This is a genomic window from Streptomyces sp. RLB3-17, assembly GCF_007113425.2.
In the GTDB taxonomy this organism is placed as follows: domain Bacteria; phylum Actinomycetota; class Actinomycetes; order Streptomycetales; family Streptomycetaceae; genus Streptomyces; species Streptomyces mirabilis_D.
Genome location: NZ_CP041610.2, coordinates 11724218 through 11745314, shown reverse-complemented (window position 1 = coordinate 11745314; position 21097 = coordinate 11724218). Strand labels below are relative to the sequence as shown.

15 protein-coding genes and 1 pseudogene are annotated in these 21097 nt (G+C 70.8%); 2 read left to right on the top strand and 14 right to left on the bottom strand.

The genetic code is table 11. The features are described 5' to 3' along the window. Positions 1-112: 112 nt before the first annotated feature. The 5 genes from FNV62_RS53105 to FNV62_RS53085 form a co-directional block, all read right to left on the bottom strand. On the bottom strand, positions 113-1402 hold the full coding sequence (locus tag FNV62_RS53105) for a hypothetical protein (RefSeq protein ID WP_143604972.1): 1290 nt from the start codon (positions 1400-1402) through the stop codon (positions 113-115). 42 nt (positions 1403-1444) lie between these two features. Continuing rightward, complete coding sequence (locus tag FNV62_RS53100) at positions 1445-2296, bottom strand: hypothetical protein (RefSeq protein ID WP_143604971.1); 852 nt, start codon at positions 2294-2296, stop codon at positions 1445-1447. Beyond that, entirely contained in the window at positions 2293-2760 is a 468-nt protein-coding gene (locus FNV62_RS53095) for a hypothetical protein (RefSeq protein ID WP_143604970.1), read from the bottom strand. Before FNV62_RS53095 ends, FNV62_RS53100 begins: the two co-directional genes overlap by 4 nt. 53 nt (positions 2761-2813) lie before the next feature. Continuing rightward, on the bottom strand, positions 2814-4010 hold the full coding sequence (locus FNV62_RS53090) for an RCC1 domain-containing protein (RefSeq protein ID WP_143604969.1): 1197 nt from the start codon (positions 4008-4010) through the stop codon (positions 2814-2816). Positions 4011-4142: 132 nt separating this feature from the next. Continuing rightward, the gene (locus FNV62_RS53085; protein WP_143604968.1) at positions 4143-5339 is read right to left on the bottom strand and encodes an RCC1 domain-containing protein; all 1197 of its coding nucleotides are present in this window, start codon (positions 5337-5339) and stop codon (positions 4143-4145) included. Positions 5340-5931: 592 nt separating this feature from the next. Between FNV62_RS53085 and FNV62_RS53080 the strand changes: the two genes are divergently transcribed. Further along, positions 5932-6621: an HNH endonuclease family protein gene (locus tag FNV62_RS53080; protein ID WP_143604967.1), complete on the top strand. Its 690-nt coding sequence runs from the start codon at positions 5932-5934 to the stop codon at positions 6619-6621. Here the strand turns inward: FNV62_RS53080 and FNV62_RS53075 are convergent. From FNV62_RS53075 to FNV62_RS53060, 4 genes are all read right to left on the bottom strand, one after another. Then, positions 6605-7270 carry a DUF6417 family protein gene (locus tag FNV62_RS53075; RefSeq protein ID WP_219934045.1) on the bottom strand — a complete coding sequence of 222 codons (666 nt, stop codon included), beginning with the start codon at positions 7268-7270 and terminating at the stop codon, positions 6605-6607. The two genes, FNV62_RS53080 and FNV62_RS53075, sit on opposite strands and share 17 nt — an antisense overlap. 197 nt (positions 7271-7467) lie before the next feature. Further along, on the bottom strand, positions 7468-7836 hold the full coding sequence (locus FNV62_RS53070) for a hypothetical protein (RefSeq protein WP_143605870.1): 369 nt from the start codon (positions 7834-7836) through the stop codon (positions 7468-7470). Positions 7837-7844: 8 nt separating this feature from the next. Further along, the gene (locus FNV62_RS53065; RefSeq protein WP_143604966.1) at positions 7845-8102 is read right to left on the bottom strand and encodes a hypothetical protein; all 258 of its coding nucleotides are present in this window, start codon (positions 8100-8102) and stop codon (positions 7845-7847) included. 336 nt (positions 8103-8438) lie between these two features. Beyond that, the gene (locus tag FNV62_RS53060) at positions 8439-9467 is read right to left on the bottom strand and encodes a GlxA family transcriptional regulator (RefSeq protein ID WP_225900751.1); all 1029 of its coding nucleotides are present in this window, start codon (positions 9465-9467) and stop codon (positions 8439-8441) included. Positions 9468-9665: 198 nt separating this feature from the next. On the opposite strand from FNV62_RS53060, the pseudogene FNV62_RS56735 reads away from it, so the two are divergent. Beyond that, positions 9666-9887 (top strand): annotated as a pseudogene (locus FNV62_RS56735) (MFS transporter); the annotation flags it as partial. 944 nt (positions 9888-10831) lie between these two features. Here FNV62_RS56735 and FNV62_RS53055 read toward each other — a convergent pair. From FNV62_RS53055 to FNV62_RS53035, 5 genes are all read right to left on the bottom strand, one after another. Then, positions 10832-11974, bottom strand: coding sequence for a Fic family protein (locus tag FNV62_RS53055; RefSeq protein ID WP_143604964.1), 1143 nt, complete (start codon positions 11972-11974; stop codon positions 10832-10834). A gap of 205 nt (positions 11975-12179) precedes the next feature. Beyond that, positions 12180-13472, bottom strand: coding sequence for a TIGR02679 family protein (locus FNV62_RS53050; RefSeq protein WP_143604963.1), 1293 nt, complete (start codon positions 13470-13472; stop codon positions 12180-12182). Next, positions 13462-17634, bottom strand: a complete 4173-nt coding sequence (locus tag FNV62_RS53045; protein WP_205522500.1) for a TIGR02680 family protein — start codon at positions 17632-17634, stop codon at positions 13462-13464. The genes FNV62_RS53050 and FNV62_RS53045 overlap by 11 nt, the downstream gene beginning before the upstream one ends. After that, positions 17631-19085, bottom strand: a complete 1455-nt coding sequence (locus tag FNV62_RS53040) for a TIGR02678 family protein (protein WP_143604962.1) — start codon at positions 19083-19085, stop codon at positions 17631-17633. Before FNV62_RS53040 ends, FNV62_RS53045 begins: the two co-directional genes overlap by 4 nt. A gap of 85 nt (positions 19086-19170) precedes the next feature. After that, complete coding sequence (locus FNV62_RS53035; RefSeq protein ID WP_143604961.1) at positions 19171-20697, bottom strand: TIGR02677 family protein; 1527 nt, start codon at positions 20695-20697, stop codon at positions 19171-19173. Positions 20698-21097 lie beyond the last annotated feature (400 nt).

The following is a 21097-nucleotide window of genomic DNA, read 5'->3' as shown; positions in this document are numbered from 1 at the left end:
CCTGCGCGCGGGAGCCCAGCAGCTCTGTCCCAGGAGCGCGGCGCGAGCGGCCAGGGTCTGCGGGAGGTCGCCGCCGAAGCGCTTCAGGAGGTGTGCTTCCAGGGCGGGGACGTCATGTGCCGCGGTTGTTGGATCCTGCGGGAGTGTCTGCCCCGTTGGGTGTCGTGTCGCTTGGGCGGTCGGCCCGGCAGCGCTGCTTCTCCGCTGTGGTCATCGGACCCGTGCGCTGGTAAATGCGGTCCGGGAGGGACAGGGAGGGGCCGTCGAGGGTGACGTGCAGGCGGTACTGCCTGTCGGGGTCGTCTGTGGTGCTGACGAACCAGCCTTCGGTGCGCTGGCGCGCGGCCTGGGCCTCGATCCAGGACGCCTCGCCGGGTTCGACGGTTTCGGTGATCTTGCGTTCCGAGGTGGACGACCAGCGCCAGGCGGTGCCGCGGGTGAGCTGCTGGCGCAGGTTGTCCTGGGGGTTGGTGAGCCGGTCGATGCTCGCGCGCTGGCTGAGGCTGTCCAAGGTCTGGTCGCCGTAGGCGACTGGCCGGTCTTGCTGGACGGTGTTGCGGGTGCAGTTGATGTAGGTCTCGCCGACGGTGCGGGCGAGATCGTAGTAGCGGTAGGAGTACTCCGTATCGGGCCGGAACACGCACGCCTGCGCTCCGGTCGCGCACTGGTCGGCGACCGTCTTCGGGGATGCCGCATCGTTGCCGATGTAGGCGACGGGCTCGGGTAGCCGTTCTTTGAGGACGGACTTGTCCACCGGCGGCGGTAGGTCCGTGGCTCGGACGCGTGCGATCAGCGGGCCACAGTTCCAGCTGCCTGTGGAGCGGGTCGAGGCGAAGGTGAGCAGGGGCTCGTGGACTGAGGCCCGGAAGGTGTACGTACGGCCGAGATGCCAGCCCCGGTCTTTGGGGTCGGTGCGGAACTCCTGGCGCGTGCCGCCTTCCCCCTGCACGGTGAAGGGCTGGCCCTGGGTGAGCTGTTCAGTGGGGCAGTTGCTGGATGCTCCTCCGAAGCTGTCGTCGAAGGTGACGGTGACATCGGCGCCCGCTCGTACGCCGCGCAGCCGCTGGCTGACGGTGTGGTCGTCGGTGGTGCGGTTGCGCAGGAGAATGGCCGGGGCCCTGTCGGGGTGGCCCGAGAGGGTGCCGCTGAAGCGGTAGGGATAGCGGATGGTCCAGCCCCTGACCTGGCTGGTGTCGGTGTCGGCGGTGAATGCGGGCTCGCTGAAGTTGCCGTTGATGACGGCCACCGGAGCGGGTGCTGGGGCGGAGGTTCCTGCGGCGTCCCGTGTTCCGGAAGCCGTGGCGGCCCGAGAGGGGAGGGCGGTGGAGTCGTGGACTGCGGCGGACAGTGTGCCCAGTACGGTGAGCGCCGTCAGGAGAATGCCCGGGGTGCGGTGCTTCATGGTGGTATCCCGTGTCTTTCCCGTGTCTGTCCAGCAGAGTCGTCAGGGGGTCGCGGCCGTGTTGCCGGAGGGGCGCAGCCGGTCGCAGGTGTCGCCCGGCGCGGTGAAGGTGTTCGCGATGAACGACGAGCTGTTCACGGTGGAGGGGCTCTCCACGATGACGTTGCGCACGGCCTGGCCCTGGTTGGTGGTCAGGGTGCCTGCCATTCGTTGCATGGCCGCGCTTGCCCCGAACACCAGGGCGTCGCCGGGCTTGACCGTCATGTGGTAGGTCGTGGACTCGGTCTGCGTGGTGGTCCAGGAGTGCTGGTACTGGGCCTTGAACGCCATCTGGAAGGCGGCCTTGGCGGAGAGTGACGCGCCGACCTTGCCGCTGCCCTGGGCGCCGCCCTTGGCGGTCGTTTCGGACATGGGGCCTTCCTTCATGTTGGGTGTCTTGAAGGTGATGCCGCCCTCGCCGCTGACTCCGGCGGAGATTTCGCCGCTGACGTTGATCTGTCCTTCGAGGGCGATACTGCCGGTGATCTCACCGCCGATGTTGTCCTGGCTTCCGGTCTGGAGGTCGACCCGCCGGTCCACGGTGATGTCGGACTTGGTGCAGTTGATGACGGCGTTTCCGACGGACTTCACCGTGCTGAAGAACTGCAGGGGAAGGTGTTTCTTGTCGAGGGTGAACTGGCAGGCGCCGCGCTTGGTGCGGCAGTACTTCAGGACCGGCCGCATGGACTTCATCGGGCGGCCGTCTTTCGCGTAGGCGCGTGCGGTCGGGATAGCCGGCCGGGCAGGGCCGGGGGCGGAGCCGCCACTGGCCGCGGACGCGGTGGTGGCGGGCAGCAGAACGGCGAGGCAGGCGGAGCCTGCGGCCAGGAACGTGCGCACGGGGGATGTGCTCACCGGGCCATCACCTCGCACAGGGCGGTGAAGTCCTGGGCGTCGGTGCCCGAGACGGGCAGGTCGGCGGCGTAGGTGTCGCAGGCACCGGCGACGGCGGTGGAGGCGTTGTCGGTCGGCGCGCCCCGGAAGCCGGCCAGTTCCTGGCTGGTGTGCTCGATGCCCTCCTTCTCCTGTGCGCCGTCACCGGCCAGCTTCTTCATGCAGTCGGCCGATTCCGGCTTGCATGCGTCGACCTGGTTTTGAGCTTTGGCGATGTCCTTCCTGGCGTCCTTGATGTTGTCGTTCACGTCCTGGCGCTCCTTGGCGGTCTCCTTCTGGTCCTTCTCGTTCTCGTCGCACTGGGTGTCGTTCTGGGGGCAGTCAGCCGCCGCGTGCGCGGTCGTGGCGACGACGAGGGGGACGGGCCCGGCAGCCAGGGCGGCGATCAGCAACAGGGTGGTGCTGTGGTGGCGGTTGGTTCGCACGAGGTATCGGGTGTCCTCTCGGTGGGCTCAGAGGTATCGGGGACCCGGCCGGTTCAGTAGGCGAAGCTGACGGAAGTGAACTGGCCGCCCGCGACGTGAACGACACCGCTGCCGGCCGGCAGGACCGTGACGGGCACAGGACTGTCCGTGATGGTGCCGTTGCCGAGCTGCCCCTGGTCGTTGCCGCCCCAAGCGATCACCGACTGGTCCTCCAGGACCGCCAGGGTGTGCTGGTGGCCGGGGCTGATCTCCCGCACCCCGGTGAGGGCGGGCACGGGGTGCGGCGTGGTGCGGTTGGTGGTCGTGGTGTCGCCGAGCTGGCCCTTGTTGTTGTAGCCCCATGCCTTGACCGTGCCGTCGGCCAGGAGCGCGAAGGTGTTGTAGGGGCCGGCGAAGATCCGGGCGACAGACGCGAGGTGCTTCACCTCGACCGGCTTGTTGCTGTTGGTGGTGTTGTCGACGCCGAGCTCTCCTTCCGCGTTGTTGCCCCAGCTCATCACCTTGTGATCCTTGGTCACGGCCAGCGCGTGCCAGCCGCCCGCGTCGATGGCCTCGACATCGCTCAGCCCCTGCACCTGTTGGGGGGTGTTCGCTCTGGTGTTGGTGCCGTTGCCGAGCTGGCCGTGGGCGTTGGTGCCCCAGGTCCACACGGTGCCGTCCTCGCGCAGAGCCATCGTGAACGTGCAACCCGCCGCGACCGCCTTGACGTCGTCGAGGCTCTGGACTTCCACCGGAGTGGTCGCGGAGCTCAGCTCCCCCGCGGCCGGGAACGGGACACCGTTGCCGAGTTGCCCGTCGTTGTTCCTGCCCCATGTCCACACGCGCCCGTTGCGCAGCGCAACGCCGTGATAGCAGCCGGCGTCCATGGCCCGTACACCGGTCAGGCCGACGACTGCCCCGGGCACCCTCTGCGCGGTGGTGCTGCCGTTGCCGAGCTGGCCGTACGTGTTGTTGCCCCAGGACTTCAGGGTCCCGTTCTTGAGCAGGGCCACGGTGTAGGAGGTGTCGTTGGTCGTCCAGCCGCCGGTCCTGACCGATTTGACGTCCTGCCGGGCCACTCCGATGACTTGGCCCGGGGTATTCGCGTTGCTGGTGGAGCCGTTGCCCAGCTGACCGCTGACGTTGTTTCCCCAGCCGTAGACCCAGGGGTCGGAAGTGCCGGGGCCGACCGAGGCGGCCGGGGCCACGCCGAGGGCGGTGACGCCGACGGCAACGAGCGCGGCGAAGGAGGTGCGGGGTGTTTTGAGCATGGAGAACTGCCAATCTGCTGGTGCAGGCGGGATCTGCTGACACAGACGGAGGTCTGCTGGCGCTGCCGGGTGATCCGCAGATGCGGGCACAGGCACGCCAGTACGGGTGGGTGGCCCGGAGCCGAAAACCCGTCAGTAGGCGTAGCTGCTGTCACCGTCGAGCGAAACGGCGACGTGCTCGAAGCTGCCGCGCACAGAGGTCACCGGACGGTACCGGGGGACATTGGTGCCGTTGCCGAGCTGGCCGTGACCGTTGTCGCCCCAGGCGTCCACCCGGTGATCGAAGAGGGCCAGGTCGTGGTCACCGCCGGCGGCCAGCTCCTGGACCCCGGTGAGGGCGTCGATAGGAACCGGTGAATTGTGGTTGGTCCGGGTGGCGTTGGGGACACTGGTGGCGTCGTCCTCCAGCAGCTGCCCGGAACCGTTGGCACCCCAGCCGAACACGGTGTTGTCGTTGAGGATCGCGAAGTTGTGGTCCGCGCCCGCGACGACCGTGCGCACACCGGTCAGCTGCCGCACCTGTACAGGGGTGCCGCTGTTGACGGTGGCGCCGTTGCCGAGCTGGCCGTAAATGTTGTCGCCCCAGGCGTAGACCTTTCCGGACACCGTGCGGGCCAGGGCGTGGTGGCAGCCTGCGGCGATCTGAGCGACGTCCTCCGTCAGCCCGGTGAGCGGCTGCGGCACGGAATTGGTGGCGAGATCGCCGTCGCCCTGGCCGCGCTGGCCCTGGCTGCCCCGGCCCCACGCCCACACCGAGCCGTCCTGGAGCAGGGCGAGGCTGAAGTCGCAGCCGGCGGCGACCTGTTTCGCACTGACGATTCCCTGTACGCGGACGGGGATCGTGGCGTCGTCGCCGGCGCGGCCGTTGCCGAGCTGCCCGAAGTTGTTGTCGCCCCAGGCCAGGACCTGACCCTGCCGGACAGCCAGTGCGTGCCCGCCGCCGGCCGCTACATCGGTGACGCCGTCCAGCCCGACGACCGTGTTCGGGACGGCCTGATCGGCGCGGGAGCCCTCGCCCAGCTGACCCAGGGAGTTGTGCCCCCAAGCTCGTACGGTGCCGTCCTCCAGCCGGGCGATGGCGAACGCGTCATCGTCCCCGGTCCCTCCGGCGGCGATCTGAGCGGTGTCCCCCCGGGCGAGCGAGGTGACAGGGCCCGGAGCCCACCGGTCGGCGGTGGTGCCGTTGCCCAGCTGGCCGTTGTTGTTGGCGCCCCAGCTGAAGACCTCCGGGCCGGGAGCCGCATGGGTGACACCACTACTGGCGAGCAGCCCTGTCAGCATGCTCGCGGCGATCAAGGCGGCACGTCTTGTCCAGCACGGGGAAGGCATGGAACACGTCCTCCATCAGAGGCAGGGATGTCATGGCAAGCAAGATCATGGATCTTGTTCCATGGCTTCGCAGAACACCCGCACAAGATCACACCCACAGCCCCATTAGTCGTTTCTAGTGACTTTCTGCGCGCCTGGTGACAGGCCGGGCTTCTTTCAACGGGCAAGGGCGACGGTGATCGGAACATCGCGGCAGTGGGTGAGGTTCCCGGCGAGCGCGGCCGCCTCCGTGGGGTCGACGGACTCGGTAGCGGATCTTGCCGGCGACCCAGTCGACACGTACGGGGCACTGACTAATTCACTGACCTGCTGGAATGCGGTCACCACTGTCTCGGGATCCCGCACCGGAGAGTGAAGGTTCTCTACCCGATAGTCCGCAGGAGCCCAAAGCGCCCTGACAGCACAGCCGTTGCCGCCGTTGCCGGACTGCGCGTGCACCGCCTGCACCGCCGGGACGTCTGCGCCCACGGCAGGGCGGACTGTGTGACTTACCGCCCGCGCGGGTGAGCCGACGGCCGAACACCGGACGAGCGGGACGCCAGCCCACTACGAAGATCACAAACCGCCCGTGATCTTCGAGAGGAAATCCGTCGTGCGCTTCACTCCCGCCGCCCGTACGGCTGCCGCCGCGCTGTCCGCGCTCGCCGCTCTGCTCGCCCCCACCACCGCTCACGCCGCCGCACCCGCCCGGGCCGCGGCCCCCGGCGACACCGTGGCCCTGCCTGTCCTTGACGCCCTCCGGGCGCTCTCCGTCCAGGACGAGAACCGGGCCGGCTACGAACGCAGCAAGTTCCGCCACTGGATCGACGCCGACAAGGACTCGTGCAATACCCGGCAGGAGGTCCTCAAGGCCGAGGCCGTCGTCGCCCCGCAGCAGGGCCCGAACTGCGCGCTGACCGGCGGAGAGTGGTGGAGCCCCTACGACGACAAGTACTTCACCGACGCGCGCGCCCTCGACATCGACCACCTCGTCCCCCTCGCCGAGGCCTGGGACAGCGGCGCCTCCGCCTGGACCGCCAAGGAACGTGAGGCGTACGCCAACGACCTGGGCGACGACCGCGCCCTCATCGCGGTCTCGGCCGCCAGCAACCGCAGCAAGAGCGACCAGGACCCCAGCACCTGGCAGCCGCCCGCCCAGGGCTACCGCTGCCAGTACGCCACCGACTGGATCGCCGACAAGACCAGGTGGGGCCTGACCATCGACTCCACTGAACATGCCGCACTCACCGAGGCCCTCAGCAGCTGCCCCGACCAGCCCATCACCGTCACCCTCGCCCGCTGACCCCCGCACCACCCCGCGCAGCTGCTCCGGTCGCCGACGGCCTGCCGTCGGCGGCTGGAGGTCCCTCGTCCGAGGCCCGGCCCGGACTGTGCACGACGCCGTACTCGCGGCCGAAGCGGTTGGCCTCCGCGGCGGAGCCCGTCATCCGGTGCAGCCACAACCCGTACGCCACCGACTCCATCTGCTCCTCCGTCAGATACAGCCGCCACCGCTTGATCCCGTGATCGCACGAGGCCGCCCTGACCTGCTCCGCCAGCCCATCAGCAGGGGCCACCCGGAGCTGGCCGGTGAGGCCCACAAACACGCGCAGCGCCGCCATCTGCGACGGGATCAGCTCCACCAGCTGCCGGTTCAGGCCCGCATTGCCGGGAGAGGGCTCAGCCCGGGGGCGGGACTGGCCGTAGGCAAGAGTGTCGTGGCCGTACGGGGTCAGCCGGGCCGCCCACCGCACGGGCCGCCCCTCCAGAGCCGAAAGCTCCGCGCGGTCCTCCCGGCAGGCCAGCTCCACCAGGCCCTGATTCTCGAGGACGTTCACCTGCTGCTGGTGCAACGGGAGGAGCTCCGTGTCCAGCGTCCAGCCGTGCCCGGCCGCCTGCCCTCGCTCATACAGCGCCTCCAGCACCGACAGCGCCCTCTCCCAACTCCTCATCCCACTCCCCTACGTGTGCCCAAGTCCGTACGCGTTCGCCGACCGTAGACGCCGACGCCGGTCTGGAAGATGCGAAGGAGGGAAGGCAAGCCCAGCGGGTGACACCGGCCGCCACAGACGCGCCGGGCGGGACGCCACCGGTCAGAACACTGCGGTACCGCAGGGGCCAGCGGTACCGCAGGCGTCTGCTGCTGTGATCAGGGGGTGAGGTCCAGTACCCGGACCGGTTCGCCGGCCCACCGGTGCGGGGCGGTGGTGGCGATGACCGCGCCGTCGGGGCGGTCCGGGGTGGGCTGCGCCGCGTACTGGCTGTGCGCCGCGGCCCACGTCTCCTGCCGCGCGAGAGCCAGGGCGGCGGCCAGGTCCAGGTCCAGGACGGTGATGCCGGGAAGGGAGGCCAGATGCTCGGCCGTGCCGGGCCGGGCACGGTCGGCTTCCACTAACGCACAGGCCGGGGCGTACAGGAACCAGCCCGGTTCGGCGTGGGCGCGGTGGATCAAGCGGGAGGCGAGGACGTTGCCCTGGCCGGCCGCGGCCATCGCGGTGTCGTCCAGGACGATGTGCATGGCGTCGCTCACTGGCCGCTCACCCTGCCGAGGCGTCGGTCCAGCTCACTGTCCAGGTCCCGCTCCTCAGCGGCGGTCGGGGCGTAGCCGTTCCACTCCGTCAACGCGGCCAGGGCCTTCGCGGCCCGGTCGGCCCGCTCTACCGGGGTCAGCAGCGTCTCAGCGAGACGGGCAAGATACGCGCGCAGCGACAGCCCCTCCGCGGCCGCTATGGCGGCCAGCCGGTCCTTGGCTTCCTCGGGGATACGGACGTTGGCATCGGGCATTGGCGTGCTCCTTCCCACCCTCCGAGGATACGGGTACGTACCCGTACCCGTCATGCGGCGGATTCCGGTCACAACCCTGTCGCCTGGCCGAATCCAGTGCCATGCTGTGACCGCGGTGATCCTCTCGCCCCCAGGCGGAGCCCCTGCTGGCCCCGTCCGTGTGCTGCCACCTGGGCGGGCCGCGCCGTCCCTCCCGGCCTCTCCACGGGAGGGCCGACGGCTGCACAGACCTGCCCTCACAGGCAGACGGCGGCTGAGCAGATACTCCCCCATCCCGGTGCCTTGCTACCGCGCGGGGTCCAGCTGTCCTGTCTCACTGATTCCTAATGCTGTTTGTCAAGCCGTTCCGGTCAGGTTCAAGAGGTCAGGTGGGCGACGGGGTGAGGTCGCGTCCGCTCGCGCCTCCTGCCGGAACAGAGCGCGGTACTCCTGGGGCGAGGTCCCGACACGTCTATGGAAGGCTGCGCGCACAGACGCCGGATTCCCGAGTCCGGTCAGTCGCCCGATCCGCTCGATGGGCTCTGTGGTGGCTTCCAGTAGTTCGCGCGCGCGGTCGATGCGTGCGTCGGTCAGCCAGGCCATGGGTGAGGTCCCGGTCTCGTCGCGAAAGCGGCGGACCAAGGTGCGCCGAGCCATGTGGGCACGTGCGGCGAGATCGTCGACGGTAATCGTCGCTGCCATGTTGTCGAGCATCCAGTCCCGGACGGTGGCGAGTTCCTGGCTGCTCGGCCGGCTGCGGAGCTGGTCAATGTATTGCGCCTGGCCGCCGGGTCGTTGGGGCGGCGCCACCAGGAATCGCGCCCTTGAGTTCGAGGCGGCGGCTCCGTGGTCAATCCGGATGAGGTGGAGACACAGGTCGATTCCGGCGGTCACGCCTGCCGAGGTGAGGATGTCGCCGTCGTCGACGAACATGCGGTTCGGTTGGACCTCGATGCTTGGGTAGCGCCTTTGAAGCTGGTCAGACACCTGCCAATGGGTCGTGGCTGGCCTTCCGTCGAGAAGACCTGCCGCCGCCAAGGCGAACGCTCCGGAGCAGATGGACACGATTCGTGCGCCGCGGCCGTGCGCTGCACGGAGAGCGGTCAGGGCCGCGCTCGGGACGTCGGCGTCAACGTCGTCGTATCCCGGGACGATGACAGTGTCTGCTTTTTCGAGCGCATCAAGGCCGGCTGCACCGGTGACGGAGAACCCTGAGCGGGCCACGGGCACGACCTGCTCATACGTCGCAACCGTCAGCTCGTAGTTCGGGTCCATCGAGAAGATCTGCGCCGCGATGCCTAGCTCGAGCGGCAGCACGCCGGGCAGGCTCAGTACGACAACGTGGTGACGCAGAGGCACGTCCACACCATTGGAGAAGGTAATCAATGTCGTTGAGGGTGACGTCCGACCGCCAGACGATCCACGACGCCGCGGGCCTTGTCGGTGAGCGTCACCTTCCTGGTGCGCGCGTCGTCGCCCACGACGAGGAAGGCCAAACCGGCCCATGGGTTGGGCGAGAAGCCGAAAGCCGCAGCCAGCCCATGAGCCCTGCTCCGAGGCGCGCAGTCACCGGCTCCAACTCTCGTGCCCATCAGCCTGTTCCCTTTGATCAACGCCGAACGGTTCGGCGGCAACCCCCGCACTCTCGGACTGTTCCTCACAGCCATCGCCGTCGGCGGCGTTGCAGCGTCGCTCTTCTCCGGAACCTTCACACGGTTCCCCCGCCCCGGCCTGGCCATGCTTGGCGGATCCGCCACCTGGGGCGCAGCGTTGACATTGTGGACAGCACGGTGGTGGCCAGGTCTGTGAGCAGGGCCCCGCGAATGACGGGGGTGCGTGCCAGGAAGGCCGCCGGAAGTTCTACCTGCTCACGATCAGCGGACAGGCCGCGTGTTAGCTCGCACCGAGGGCCGGCCGGACGACGGGTAAGCGCGCGGCCAGTCGAACAGGCGCTGCGCGTACGCCGGGGGGGAGGTGCAGTCCCTCCCGAGTCCTTGTCGGCCTACTGCCTACCCGACTCGGTACTACGACCTCTGCTGACTTCTGTCCGGTAAGCCCAGTCTCTTTCGAGACCGGCCCGTCACAATCTCCGCCATCACACGGTTACATGTGACACCCGGACAGATCTCCCCAGATAAGAACGGCAACTTTCCCCGGACGCCTGCCGTATCTACGTTGCGGCCTTCTTGGTGAGAACGGGCTTCGTCGCAGTCAGCCGACTTACCCAGTCCGCCCCGCCTAAATACGGTTCGTGTACCTCAGTGCCCGGTTTTGCCTCCGGCTTCCTCCGGACCCCGCCTCGCGGCGACGCCCTTGCCCTCGGCTATCGAGTTAGTCTCACCTCTCCTCTTCGGGACTTTCACTCTTAAGCTGCCGCCCGTGCTGGGCGTACTGACTCCTCCCCCGGCTGAAGCCGGGGGCTTCTCGCTATGCCGGGTTGGCGTCGCGACAGACCAGCCCGGCCCGTCGAACGTTGGTGACTGCCACTGTGTCGGCGTGCGCGTTGTGGCTACAGGCGACGCAGTTGACCAGTTGAACTTCGTCGATCTGCACCCGGTGGCGGGCACTGCTTCTTCGCAGCGCTTCCACCGGCGGTCGTGGCGCTTGTCGTGCGGGGAGGCCGGCAGGCGGGCTGCACCCTCCGAAGGCGTCCGGCCGCCCCTTGGCCACCTCTGGACCACGCTCGTTGAACTCGGCAGGTGGAGAGCGTCATCCGTCACCAACGCGTCGCGTCTGATCGCGTCCGCCCCTCACGGCTGACGGTAAGGCTCGCGGTAAAGATCAGCGTGGACCTCCGCATGCACCTCGGTGCGGATCTTCCGGAGAACAGGACCGCCGGTGTACCGCTGAGTGCGGGCGTGACCGACGGACTCGACCAGGTCCAGGCGGCGCAGGGTACGGAGATCGACGAGGGCCTGGTCCCGGGTGAGGGCTTCCTCGGCCTGGTAGGTGGTGCGCCGCAGGTGCCCCTGGGTGGCGGCGTACAGGGCGGAGACGGTGCGTTCGTCGAGCCGGTGCTGCTCGGCAAGGCGCTCCAGGCGGAACCAGAGCCGGGCCGCCGCTTCGAAACGGCGCTGCACTTCCTGGGCCTGGAGGTGGTGGGCGGTGAGGCAGAACCTGATCCAGGAGCCGGCATCACGTTCCGGCTGCCAGGAAGTACGGACATCGCGCAGGGCGCCGTAGTACTCGCGGGTGTTGTATTCGTCCGCGCCGAGCCATTCCTCGATGCTGGAGAACTCGGGGGCGAGGATGCCCTCGCGCGCCAGGACGAGGGTGTGGACGGCGCGGGACATACGGCCGTTGCCGTCGCTCCAGGGATGGATGGAGACGAGGTTGAGATGGGCCATGGAGGCCCGCACGAGGGCCGGGACGTCCAGGTCCCCTTCGGCAAGCCAGTGAATGAGCTCGTCCATCAACTCCGGCACCTGCTCGGGGTCCGGGGCGGAGTAGACCGGCGGACGGTTCGGGCCGCCGGAGACCCAGACCCCGTTGGTGCGGTACTCGCCCGGGCGCACCTTCTTGTCAGCGGCCCTGGTCATCATGAAGTGCAGGGCCGAGAGCAGTGTGTGGTCCCAGGAGAAGATCTGAAAGCCCGAGGCGTGCTGGATGTAGGTGAGGGCGTCGCGGTAGCCGGTGACAGCGTTACGGGTGGCCTCGTCGGTGTCCGGGGAGATGTCCCCGCCGGCGATCAGCGTCTCGGCATCCTCGGCGCTGATCGTGTAGCCCTCGATATGGGTTGATCCCCGAACGGCGGCCGCGGTGAGCGACCGACGGAGCTGTCCCTCCCAGCGGCGAGGGTGGGCAAGCTGGTGGCGGAACTCGGTACGGAGCGCCTCGATCTCATCGATGACGCGGTGGTCGTCCGAGGTAAGAGACGGCGTGGCGAACAACATTCTTCGATACTACGACACACGTAGGGTCGAAGTGTCGCCCTTTTTTAGCAGTTGTCACCCCTGCGCCGGCGCGTACAGCCATTGGCCGGGAACGTCCGCTTCCTCGTCCTCGACATCGTCCTCGGCGCCAGGTCCCCACTCGTCGGTGAACACCGGCCGACCCTCCCCGGTGGACAGATCGAGCCGACCCACCGGACTCGCCGGGTCAGGTGCGGGTGAGGTCGGACAGGAGTGCGGGCAGGAGGCGTTCCTCCATGACCGTGCTGCCCGACTCCGCCATGGCACGGGCCAGTTCGGGGTCCCAGGGGCTGGCCGCGGGCGGTCCCGCGAGCGGTGTGGACTCGCCCTTGCTGAGTGCCGCCGTGTAGTCGGCGGCGGTCATCCGCCAGGGGCGGGCGCCGTGGCGGGCCACGGCGTCCGCGGTGATGCGCAGGCCGGCCCAGTCGAAGTCGGCGCGCCAGTGCAGCCGGGCTCCCGCGCGTACGGCGTCGCCGAGCAGTTTGTGGCAGGCGGCGGACGGGACGCCCTCGGTGCAGACGAGGGCCGCGCTCGTGTCCTGGAGTTCTCCGGCCGCGGCACGCAGTACGGCCGGGTTCTCGCAGACGAAGATGGTGCGGGCGGCGGGAACGACGGGGTCGGTGGCGAGCTGGTGGAGCGTGAGCCGGAAGGGGATGCCGAAGTCGGCGGCATCGCGCAGCCAGTCGCAGACCACGGTGTCGCCCTCGGCCCCGATGTTGAGGACGAGTACCTGGCTGGCGAGGTCGTCGGCGATGGCTCCGGCGCTCTCCCACAGGGCGCGCCGCCCGGCCCGCACGCGCGGGATGTCGCCACCGGTGCGCTGGGCGAGGGCGCGCAGGACGAGCTGTTCGAGTGGGCTGCCGGGAACGAGGGCCTTGGTGTCGCCGGTGGCCCACTCGGCGAGGACCGGAAGCGGCAGGACGTCGGCCGGGTGCGCGGGGGGCCGGTCCTGGTCACCGGGGAAGCGGTCCCGGTCACCGGGGAGCCTTTCCAGGACGCGTACCGCCGCGTCGAGGAGGGGTGCGTCCCCGCGGCGTACGAGACGGGTGAGGGTGCCGTCGGCGGCGATCCGCTCCAGCCAGGCCGCGAACCATTCCTGCGCGGCGAGTCGGCTGGAGTGGGCGGACTTCAGGGCCTGTTCGCGGCGCGCTTCCTCGTCGGCCCGTTCGGCCGGCCGGTCACGCAGCGGGCCGTGGAGCCGGCCGAGGGTCGTCAGCAGACCGGTGCCGTAGCGGTCGTGCAGATACCCGTCCAGCTCGCGCAGGGGTACGGCGAGGCGCTTGACGGTCTCGGGCCGGTAGCGGCCGGTGATGCCGATGACGGTGCGGCGTTCGGCCTCGCTGGGCCCCGCGAGGCCGATGTCACCGTCGAGCGCGCCGCTGGTGCGCTCGAGCCTGCGGCGGGCGGCGGCAAGCAACCGGCTCCATCCCTCGCCCTGCAACTCGTCGTGCTCACGGTACTCACGCCGCTCAGCTGACAACCGCGGCCTCCTCGGGCGTCGGGACGCGCCGGGTGCCGGGCGAGCCGAGGGCGGCCGTGAGATCGCCGGTGTCGTCGGCGAGGAGCCGGGCGCCGTCCCAGACGAGCAGCAGTGCGGAGACGGTGTGGTCGACGGCGGTGTGCGCGAGGTCGTAGTGGGCGGCGGCGGACACGGAGGCGTGGGCGGCCCACAGGTCGTAGCCGGTCATGAACAGGTCGAGATCGAACTGGGCGGCCAGCGACATGAGTTCGCCGCGCCCGGTGTCGTCCACGCCCGCGAAGGCCTCGTCGAGGGCCAGCAGGCGCGGGGCGTGCGGGTCGGCGGAGTTGAGCATGGCGTGCGCGGCGGCGAACAGCGGCAGGTGCAGCGACACGGACTGCTCACCGCCCGACAGCCGGCTGTGCCGGGCGCGGGTGAGCCGCTCCTCCGTCTTGCCGGACTCGCCGGGCCGTACCAGTTGGAACGCGAACTGCCGCCAGCGCCGGTAGTCGAGGACCTCGGCGAGCAGTTCGCGGTAGGGCTGGTCGCGGTGGCGGGCGCGGGCGGTCTTGATCTGCGCGGCGAAGTGGGTGCGCACCCGGGCGAGACCGTCGGGGCCGAGGCGGGCGGCGTCGGCGTCGAGGAGGGCGCAGACGGCGCGCTGCTCGTCGTCGAGATGGTCGGCGAGCAGCCAGCTCACGCCGACCGTCGTCCCCGATGACATCGTGCGCCTGCGCATGTCGGTGTTCATCCGCCTGATCAGGTCACGGGCGTCGACGGTGCGGTCGTGGATCTGCTGGGCGAGCCGGGTGAGCAGGGCGTCCTCCAGGATGCGCTGCTCGGACTCGGAGAGCAGTTCGGCCTGGTCCCGGCGGTGTGAAGCGATCTTCTGGGCGAAGGCGGCGACGGGCAGCGGGCCCTCCTCGTCGGCCACGCGGACGAGGATGACCCCGTCGGAGCCGTCCCATTCGGGCCGGTAGTCCTGTCCGGCGGCGGCGAGTTGCGCCTGCAGGTCGTCCAGGGCCTTGGTGAGACGGGTGACGGACTGCTTGAGGCTGGTCTCGGTGGGGGTGAGGTCGCGGGTCGCGGAGAGGATCGCCTCGTGTACGGCGATCACGGCCGGCGGGAGTGCTTCGCCGGCCCAGTCGGCCTCCTGTGCGGGCCATGCGAGACCGGGCGGACAGCGCAGGATGTCGAGGAGTTCACGGGCGGCGTACGGGCGCAGGCCGCGGGCGGTGTCCTTCTCCTCCGCCGCGGCGACCGACCCGGCCTCGGCCGCGGCCGTACGGCGGGCCTCGGCCGCGGCGGTGCCCGCGATCGCGGTGTGCTGGGCCGTGCGAGCCGCCTCGGCCTCCCGGGCCAGGGCGTCGATCCCGTCCTCGGCCTCCTGCACCTGGCGCATCACCTCCTGTGCCTCGGCCCCGACGGCCTCCTGGAGGGCCTGAAGTCCCGCGGCCTCCTCGGTGTGCCGGCGGCGCGCCGCGCGCTCGGTGTCCAGCGCCGCCTCCTCGTCCTCGGCGGCGGCGGTGAGCCGGTCAGCGGCTGCCTGGGCGGCCTCTGTCTGGCGGGCGTGTTCGCGGCGGCGGGCGGTGAGTTCGCGTACCGCCGTCTCAAAAGAGCGGGTGGCGGTCTCGACGGCGTCGAGGCGTTCGATCTCGATGGCGTGCTCGGCCGCGGTGCGGCGCAGGGCGCGCTCGGCGACCGAGCAGGCGGCCACCGACTCGTCGTACGAGGCCTGGGAGGCGTCGGCGGCGTCGCGGGTGGCGCGCAGCCTCGCCGCGGCCTTGTCGAGTTCGCGCAGGGCCTGCGTGATGCCGGTGGTGCGGGGCAGGGCGGCGCGGGCGGCGGCGTACGCCTCCAGGGCGGCGTCCGTACGGGCCTGTGCGCGCGCCAACTCATCGAGCTGGGCGGCCAGTTCGGCCAGCAGCGTCTCGCAGGCGGCGATCCGGGCGGCGCGCCGGCGCGCGCGGGCGGTGGCGCCGACGTACTCGGCGTGCTCCTTGGTGTGGGCACCGACCAGGACACCGGCCGCGTACCGGCCGTCTGGACTGATCTGGGGGGTCCCGGTGTCGAGGTCGCCGGTGACGGCGACGGAGCGCAGTACGGCGGTGATCCGCTCGGCCGAGATCGCGGCTTCGCGCTCAGGGGCCCCGGGGTTCTCGGGATCCACGAGGTTATCGGGGTTTTCGGGCCTCAGGAGATCGGCGAGGCTCGGTCCGCTTACCGGCACACCCGCACGGAGGTAGCCCTCGCTGTGCCCGGCCGCCACAGGGGTGTCCTCTGGGGCGACGAGGGCGTCGAGGAGGCCCGACGCCTCCAGGGCCGCTTCCAGGCCAGCGCGCTGATGGTCCGTCAGTTCGTCGTCGAAGTCGACGAGTCGCCACAGCGGCACGCCGTCACTGGGCGCCCTCCCCCAGCCTTCGGCCGGGGGGACCCCCATCTCGCTCCGCTCGGCAGTGCGGCCGCGGGCCGGGGGCGGGGCGTCGTCGTGTTCGGCGGCGATCCGGTCGCGTTCGGCCTTGGTCTCGGCGTGCCGACGCTCGACATCGGTGCGCTGAGCGCGCAAGGAGGCGAGCGTGTCGCGCAGCTCCTGCACGGCGGGAGTGGTGGCCTCGGTGAAGACGTCGGCAAGCGCGACCGCCTCGGTCTCGCCGATGAGTCCGAGGGCTTCGGCGAGTCGGTCGGCACCCGCTTCGGCCAGGAGCGCGCCGTGTACCCCCGTCCACTGACCGAGCGCCGCACGGGCCTGTTCGCGGGCGGATTCGAGGGCCGACTCGGCAGCCGTTTCGGCGGTTTCGGCCGCGGCGACGGCCTCCTGCGCGCGGTCGAGCGAGACCCGGGCGAGGTCACGGGTCTGCTCGGCACCGCGTGCCGCCTGCTGGGCACCGCGCACGGCCCGGACGCCCTCGTGGCGGGCGGCGGCCAGCGCAGCGGAACGGTCGGCGAGGCGGGCGGGCTCGGCGTCCGCCGGTGTCCAGGGGATGCCGGCGCTGTGGGCGTGGTCGGCGACGGTGGCGGCGTCCCGGGAGACGGCGGCGTCGAGTTCGGCGGCGAGCCGGGCGGCGCGTTCGGCCTCGGCGCGGGCGCGGCCGGTGGCGGCGGTGCGGCGTTCGCGTTCGGCGCTCGCCTGCCGGGCGGTCTGCTCGCAGGTGCGCACCAGGCGTTCCAGGTCGGCCAGTTGCTCGATGGCCTGGTAGGCGGCGGAGGAGCGCAGCTGGTCGAGACGGGCGCGCTGGGCGGCGAGCGAGGCGTCAGCCGACTCGGCGCGCGTCTCGGCGGCGGCCTGCTGTTCGCGGGCCGCCGCCAGGTCCGCGGCGGCGGTGCGCACTGCGGCGGCACGCTCGGCGGTTTCGGCGCGGCGGGCGGTGAGCCTGTCCGCGGCGGTGCGGGCGTGGACCCGCAGGTAGGTGGAGTAGCTCGCGAGGAAGGCGCGGGTGGCGTCGTCTGCGGCGGCCAGCCCCTCCAGGGTCCGCTGCACGGACTCCATGTCGTCGAAGGAGCGGGCTGCCTCGGCGATCAGGTCGTCGTCGAGCGGGCGCAGGCCCGCGGTGAGGGTGTCGGAGAGCTTGGCCGGGTCGAGGTTCTTGGCGAGCTGCGGGCGGCGCAATGTGAGGATCAGGGTGAGCAGTTGCTCGTACCGCTCCCGGCCGAGGCCGAACAGGCGCTGGTCGACGGCGGCGCGGTAGTCGGCCGTGGAGGCGATCAGCTCGCGTCCGAGCTCGGCGGCGAGTTGCTTCCTCGTCATCGGCCGGTCGTCGGCGGTGAGGAGTGAGAAGTCCTCGCCGACGCGGCCTTCAACGACGAAGTGCCACCGAGCCGGTGTGTCGCGGTGCCGCTGGGCGTGCAGCCCGATGCCGCAGGTGACAGCCTCGCCGGTCTCCCGGTGGGTGAACTCGATCCAGACGTAGCCAAGCGCACTGTCCTGCCCGCGGAAGAGCAGGTTGGACTTCATCGTGCGGTCCTCGGCGGCGAACGGGTTGAGCCGCTTGGGGTCGATGCGGCCGTCGAGGACGAACGGGAAGAGGACTTCCAGGGCCTTGGTCTTGCCGGATCCGTTGGGGCCGCGCAGCACCAGCCAGCCGCCGGCGAAGGAGAACTCCTCGTCCCGGTAGTCCCACAGGTTGATGATCCCGGCGCGGGTGGGGACATAGCGGGCAGCCGGGATGGGAGCGGGGGGCCTCACGGAGTCGGGTCCTTGGCGGTGTCGTCGGCGAACAGGGAAGTCTGGGCCGGTGTTTGGGCCAGAAGTCGGGCTGGTGTACGGGTCTTCACCCTGGCGGTGACCCCGCGGTAGCGGGCGAGCAGGGGCAACGCCAGGGCTCCACCGTCGACACGGGCGATCAACGACATGGCGGCCAGGAGGTCGAGAGCCTGGTCGAGCAGCCGGTCCGGGTCGCCGCGCAGATCGGCGGCGAAGCCCGCACCGTACTCGCCGATGACCTCCTTGAGCCTGCCCCGGAGCCAGGAGTCCGTGACGAAGGGATGCCGGGTCTCCTCCCGCTCCTGACCCGCCTCGTCGTGAGTCTCGTACGTCGCATGCGTCTGATACGTCTGGTACGCGCCCACCTCGTCGGTCGCGGCGAACTCGGCGATCACCGAGCGCGTCGGGAGAGCGCCGTCGATACGCCGGGCGCGGGCCGCGAGGCGTTCGGCGGCAGTGGGCGCGGGCAGCAGTTCGAGGGCGTGCCGTCCAGAACGCTGCACGGCGGCGCTGAGCCGGGCGGCAAGCAGCAGCGCGGCTTGCGCAACGGTGCCGCCGCCGGGGAAGCGGATGTCGGACAGCCTGCCGGAGGTGTCGATGAGCGCCACGCCCTCGGCCCGCCGCTCCACCGTCAGCCCGGTCAGACGCTCCAGGTCCTCGGCGAGGGCGGGGGCGCGAAGCTGGCCCAGGAGTTCGGTGTCGGCGTCGGCGTAGTACGCGACCGGGTTCTCCAGCACCAGGCGGCGGGCGCGGCGGGCCTGGTCGCGGCGCTGGGCGGCACGGCCGGCGGACATGCCCAGCGCGCCGGCGGAGTCGAGCAGCGCGGTCACGGAGGTCAGGTGCTGCAGGACGCGGGTCGGATGGTGGACGGCGAGGAGGATCTCGCGGTCGATGTCGTACAGGGCCTCGGCGCGCTCGGGATCGCCGGCCCAGGCGGTGGCGGAGCCGTCGGCGAGGGTGAGCGCGCCGCGTTCGGTGAGCCAGGTGACGGCGTCGACGAAGGCGTCCCGGTCAGGTTTGCGTGCGGTGTCGAGCCCGAGTCCGTCGATGCGTACGGCGTCGGCGGCGACCGCGTCGGCCAGCTCGCCCAGCGCCACCTGCGCGCCGTGACGGCCCAGGGCCGCGAGGGTCAGGACGAGATAGGCGTAGCGGCGGCGGTCGAAGGGGCGTCCCGCGCGGGTGAGGGCCGGGCGGGTGGCGTCCAGGCCGTCCTGGGCGCGCTGCAGCCGGGCGGTGTCGGCGGTGGTGACGAGCCGGTAGCCGAGCACCTCCATCAGATCGGTGCGCAGCTGCCCGGCCCAGCGGCGCACGGTCGCCAGCGCCGTCCTGTCCGGATACCCGGGCGTGACCAGCGGATGCCGCAGGACGAGCCGTACCGCCTTCTGGTAGTCGGCGAGCTCGAGCGGGGAGACGCCCTCGGAGACGCGGCTCATGCGGTCCTGCCTGGTTCGTGGGTCGGACTGCCCATCGGACTGCCCCTCGTGAACTCCGCAGGCCGCAGGACACCGGGTAGGGCTTTCATGCGGTGACCTCCAGGCGCAGCCCGTCGAGATGGAGACGGCCGCGCACGGTGTCGACGGTGGTGGAGCCCTCGGCGGGGGTGAGGGTGAGCCGTACCCCGTGGGCGGAGCCGGAGGCGGCGGTGACCAGGCGGCTGGCGGGCACACGGGCGGCCAGCGCCACGTCCAGCAGGGCGAGCAGGGCCCGCGTCTCGGGCTCGTCGAGCGTCCGGCCGTACACACCGTCCGATGCGAGGGCGTTCGCAGCGCTGCGGCGCTCGGCCTGCTCCTTCAGTTGCCCGGCGCGGAGCACGGCCCGCCGGTCGTCGTTGCGTTCGATGCGGCCGGGGCCGTGCAGGGCGGGGGTGCGGCCGGACTGGACCAGGGTGCGGGCGAGTTCGACCGGTTCGGCCTCCCACCAGGACGCACGGGAGGGGATCTGCTCCGGATCGGCGTACGGAACGGCGATATGACGGGGCGCGCCGAGCCCGAAGACCGCCTGGAACAGGGCGTGCGCGTCCTCCTCGCTCTCACAGGAGGTGAACCACTGAGCAAGGTGGCGCAGTTGGCTCTCCCGGCTCACCCCGCCCCGGCGCGCCTCGGTGACACGGCGCAGCAGGGCGAGGACAGAACGGATCGCGGTGACGGTGGCGTCCTGCAGCCGCTCGGTCTCGCTGTGCTCGCGCTCCGCAAACCAGTGGACGATGCCGTCCCACCGATGCCGCCAGTCCGCCAGGCGCTCGGCGGGGCTACGGAAGAGACGCTCGTCGGCCTCGGCCGCGCACTCGACCATCCGGTCGACACCGGTTGCGGCGGCCTTCTCGACCGCCTCGGCGAGCAGCGGGGCGTAGCGCCCGAGCTCGGCGGTGAACTCCCGCATGTGGGCAAGGAGCGTGTCCTTGTGGGCGAGGAACACCTCGGGCCGGGTGTCATTGGTGCGCGCCAGGTCGCCCAGCATGAGGTAGAAACGGGCGGCGCGCTGCGCCATCTCGTTCAGCACGGAGTCGAGACGGCCGAGCTTGCGGTACACCTCCTCGGCGTCGCCCGCGGCGTTGGCCTCGGCCAGCGCGTGCAGGTCGCCGAGGATGTCGGGGAAGACGAGGCGGGAGAGCTGGGCGTCCTCCAGGCGCGCGCCGAGTACGTCCTCCACGGACCGGTACGCCCGGTATCCGGCCTGGGTGAACTGGTACACGTAGTGCCGTTTGCGGTACTCGGCCAGGTTCGCGGCGCGCGTCCCGTCGTACGACCGGTCCAGGATCTGCCAGTCCGCGAGCGCGTCGAGCAGCGGCTGGACATCGTCGCCGGCGGCGCCCGCGGCGGGATGGTCGACCGCGAGCCGCTCAAGCAGTCCCACCGCGTCCGAAGCGTGCAGAAGCACCTGGTAGTTGGCGCGTCCGCGGTCGAAGGCGCGCAGCAGCCACAGGTATTCGTGGCGCTTCTCGGCGGCGGCGAAGTGGAACAGCCGCAGCCGGTCGTCGAGGGAGAACGCGTCGATGCCGAACGCGCCCTCGTCAACGGGCTTCGAGGCATCGGGCTCGTCACTCACGGATCTGGCGGCTTCCCTTGCTTCGGCTGCTACACGTCCGGCTGGACACCACCGGATCCGAACCAGTCTGCCGCACCCCGACCGGTGCGGGTAAGCCGCCCTCCAACCCACGCCACCGATGCTACAATGCACCCTTTTCGCACCCCCTGCACCGCGGCGACCGTCTCACGCCCGAACGCGGCCACGTCCTCCGATGGCCATCCTGGTCGCGCCCCATGCCTGGTGACTCGCGGGCGGGGTCTGCCTTGCTCCCTCCCTCGCCGGACAGACCGGGTACGCCGTTCCGGGAGGACCAGGGTGAATCAGGAATTCTGACGCACGTGCTTTGCAGCAACACTCCACGGTTCCCGTGGACGGCCCTCAGCACCATGCTGACCTGCGAGCTCACCGGCATCACAGA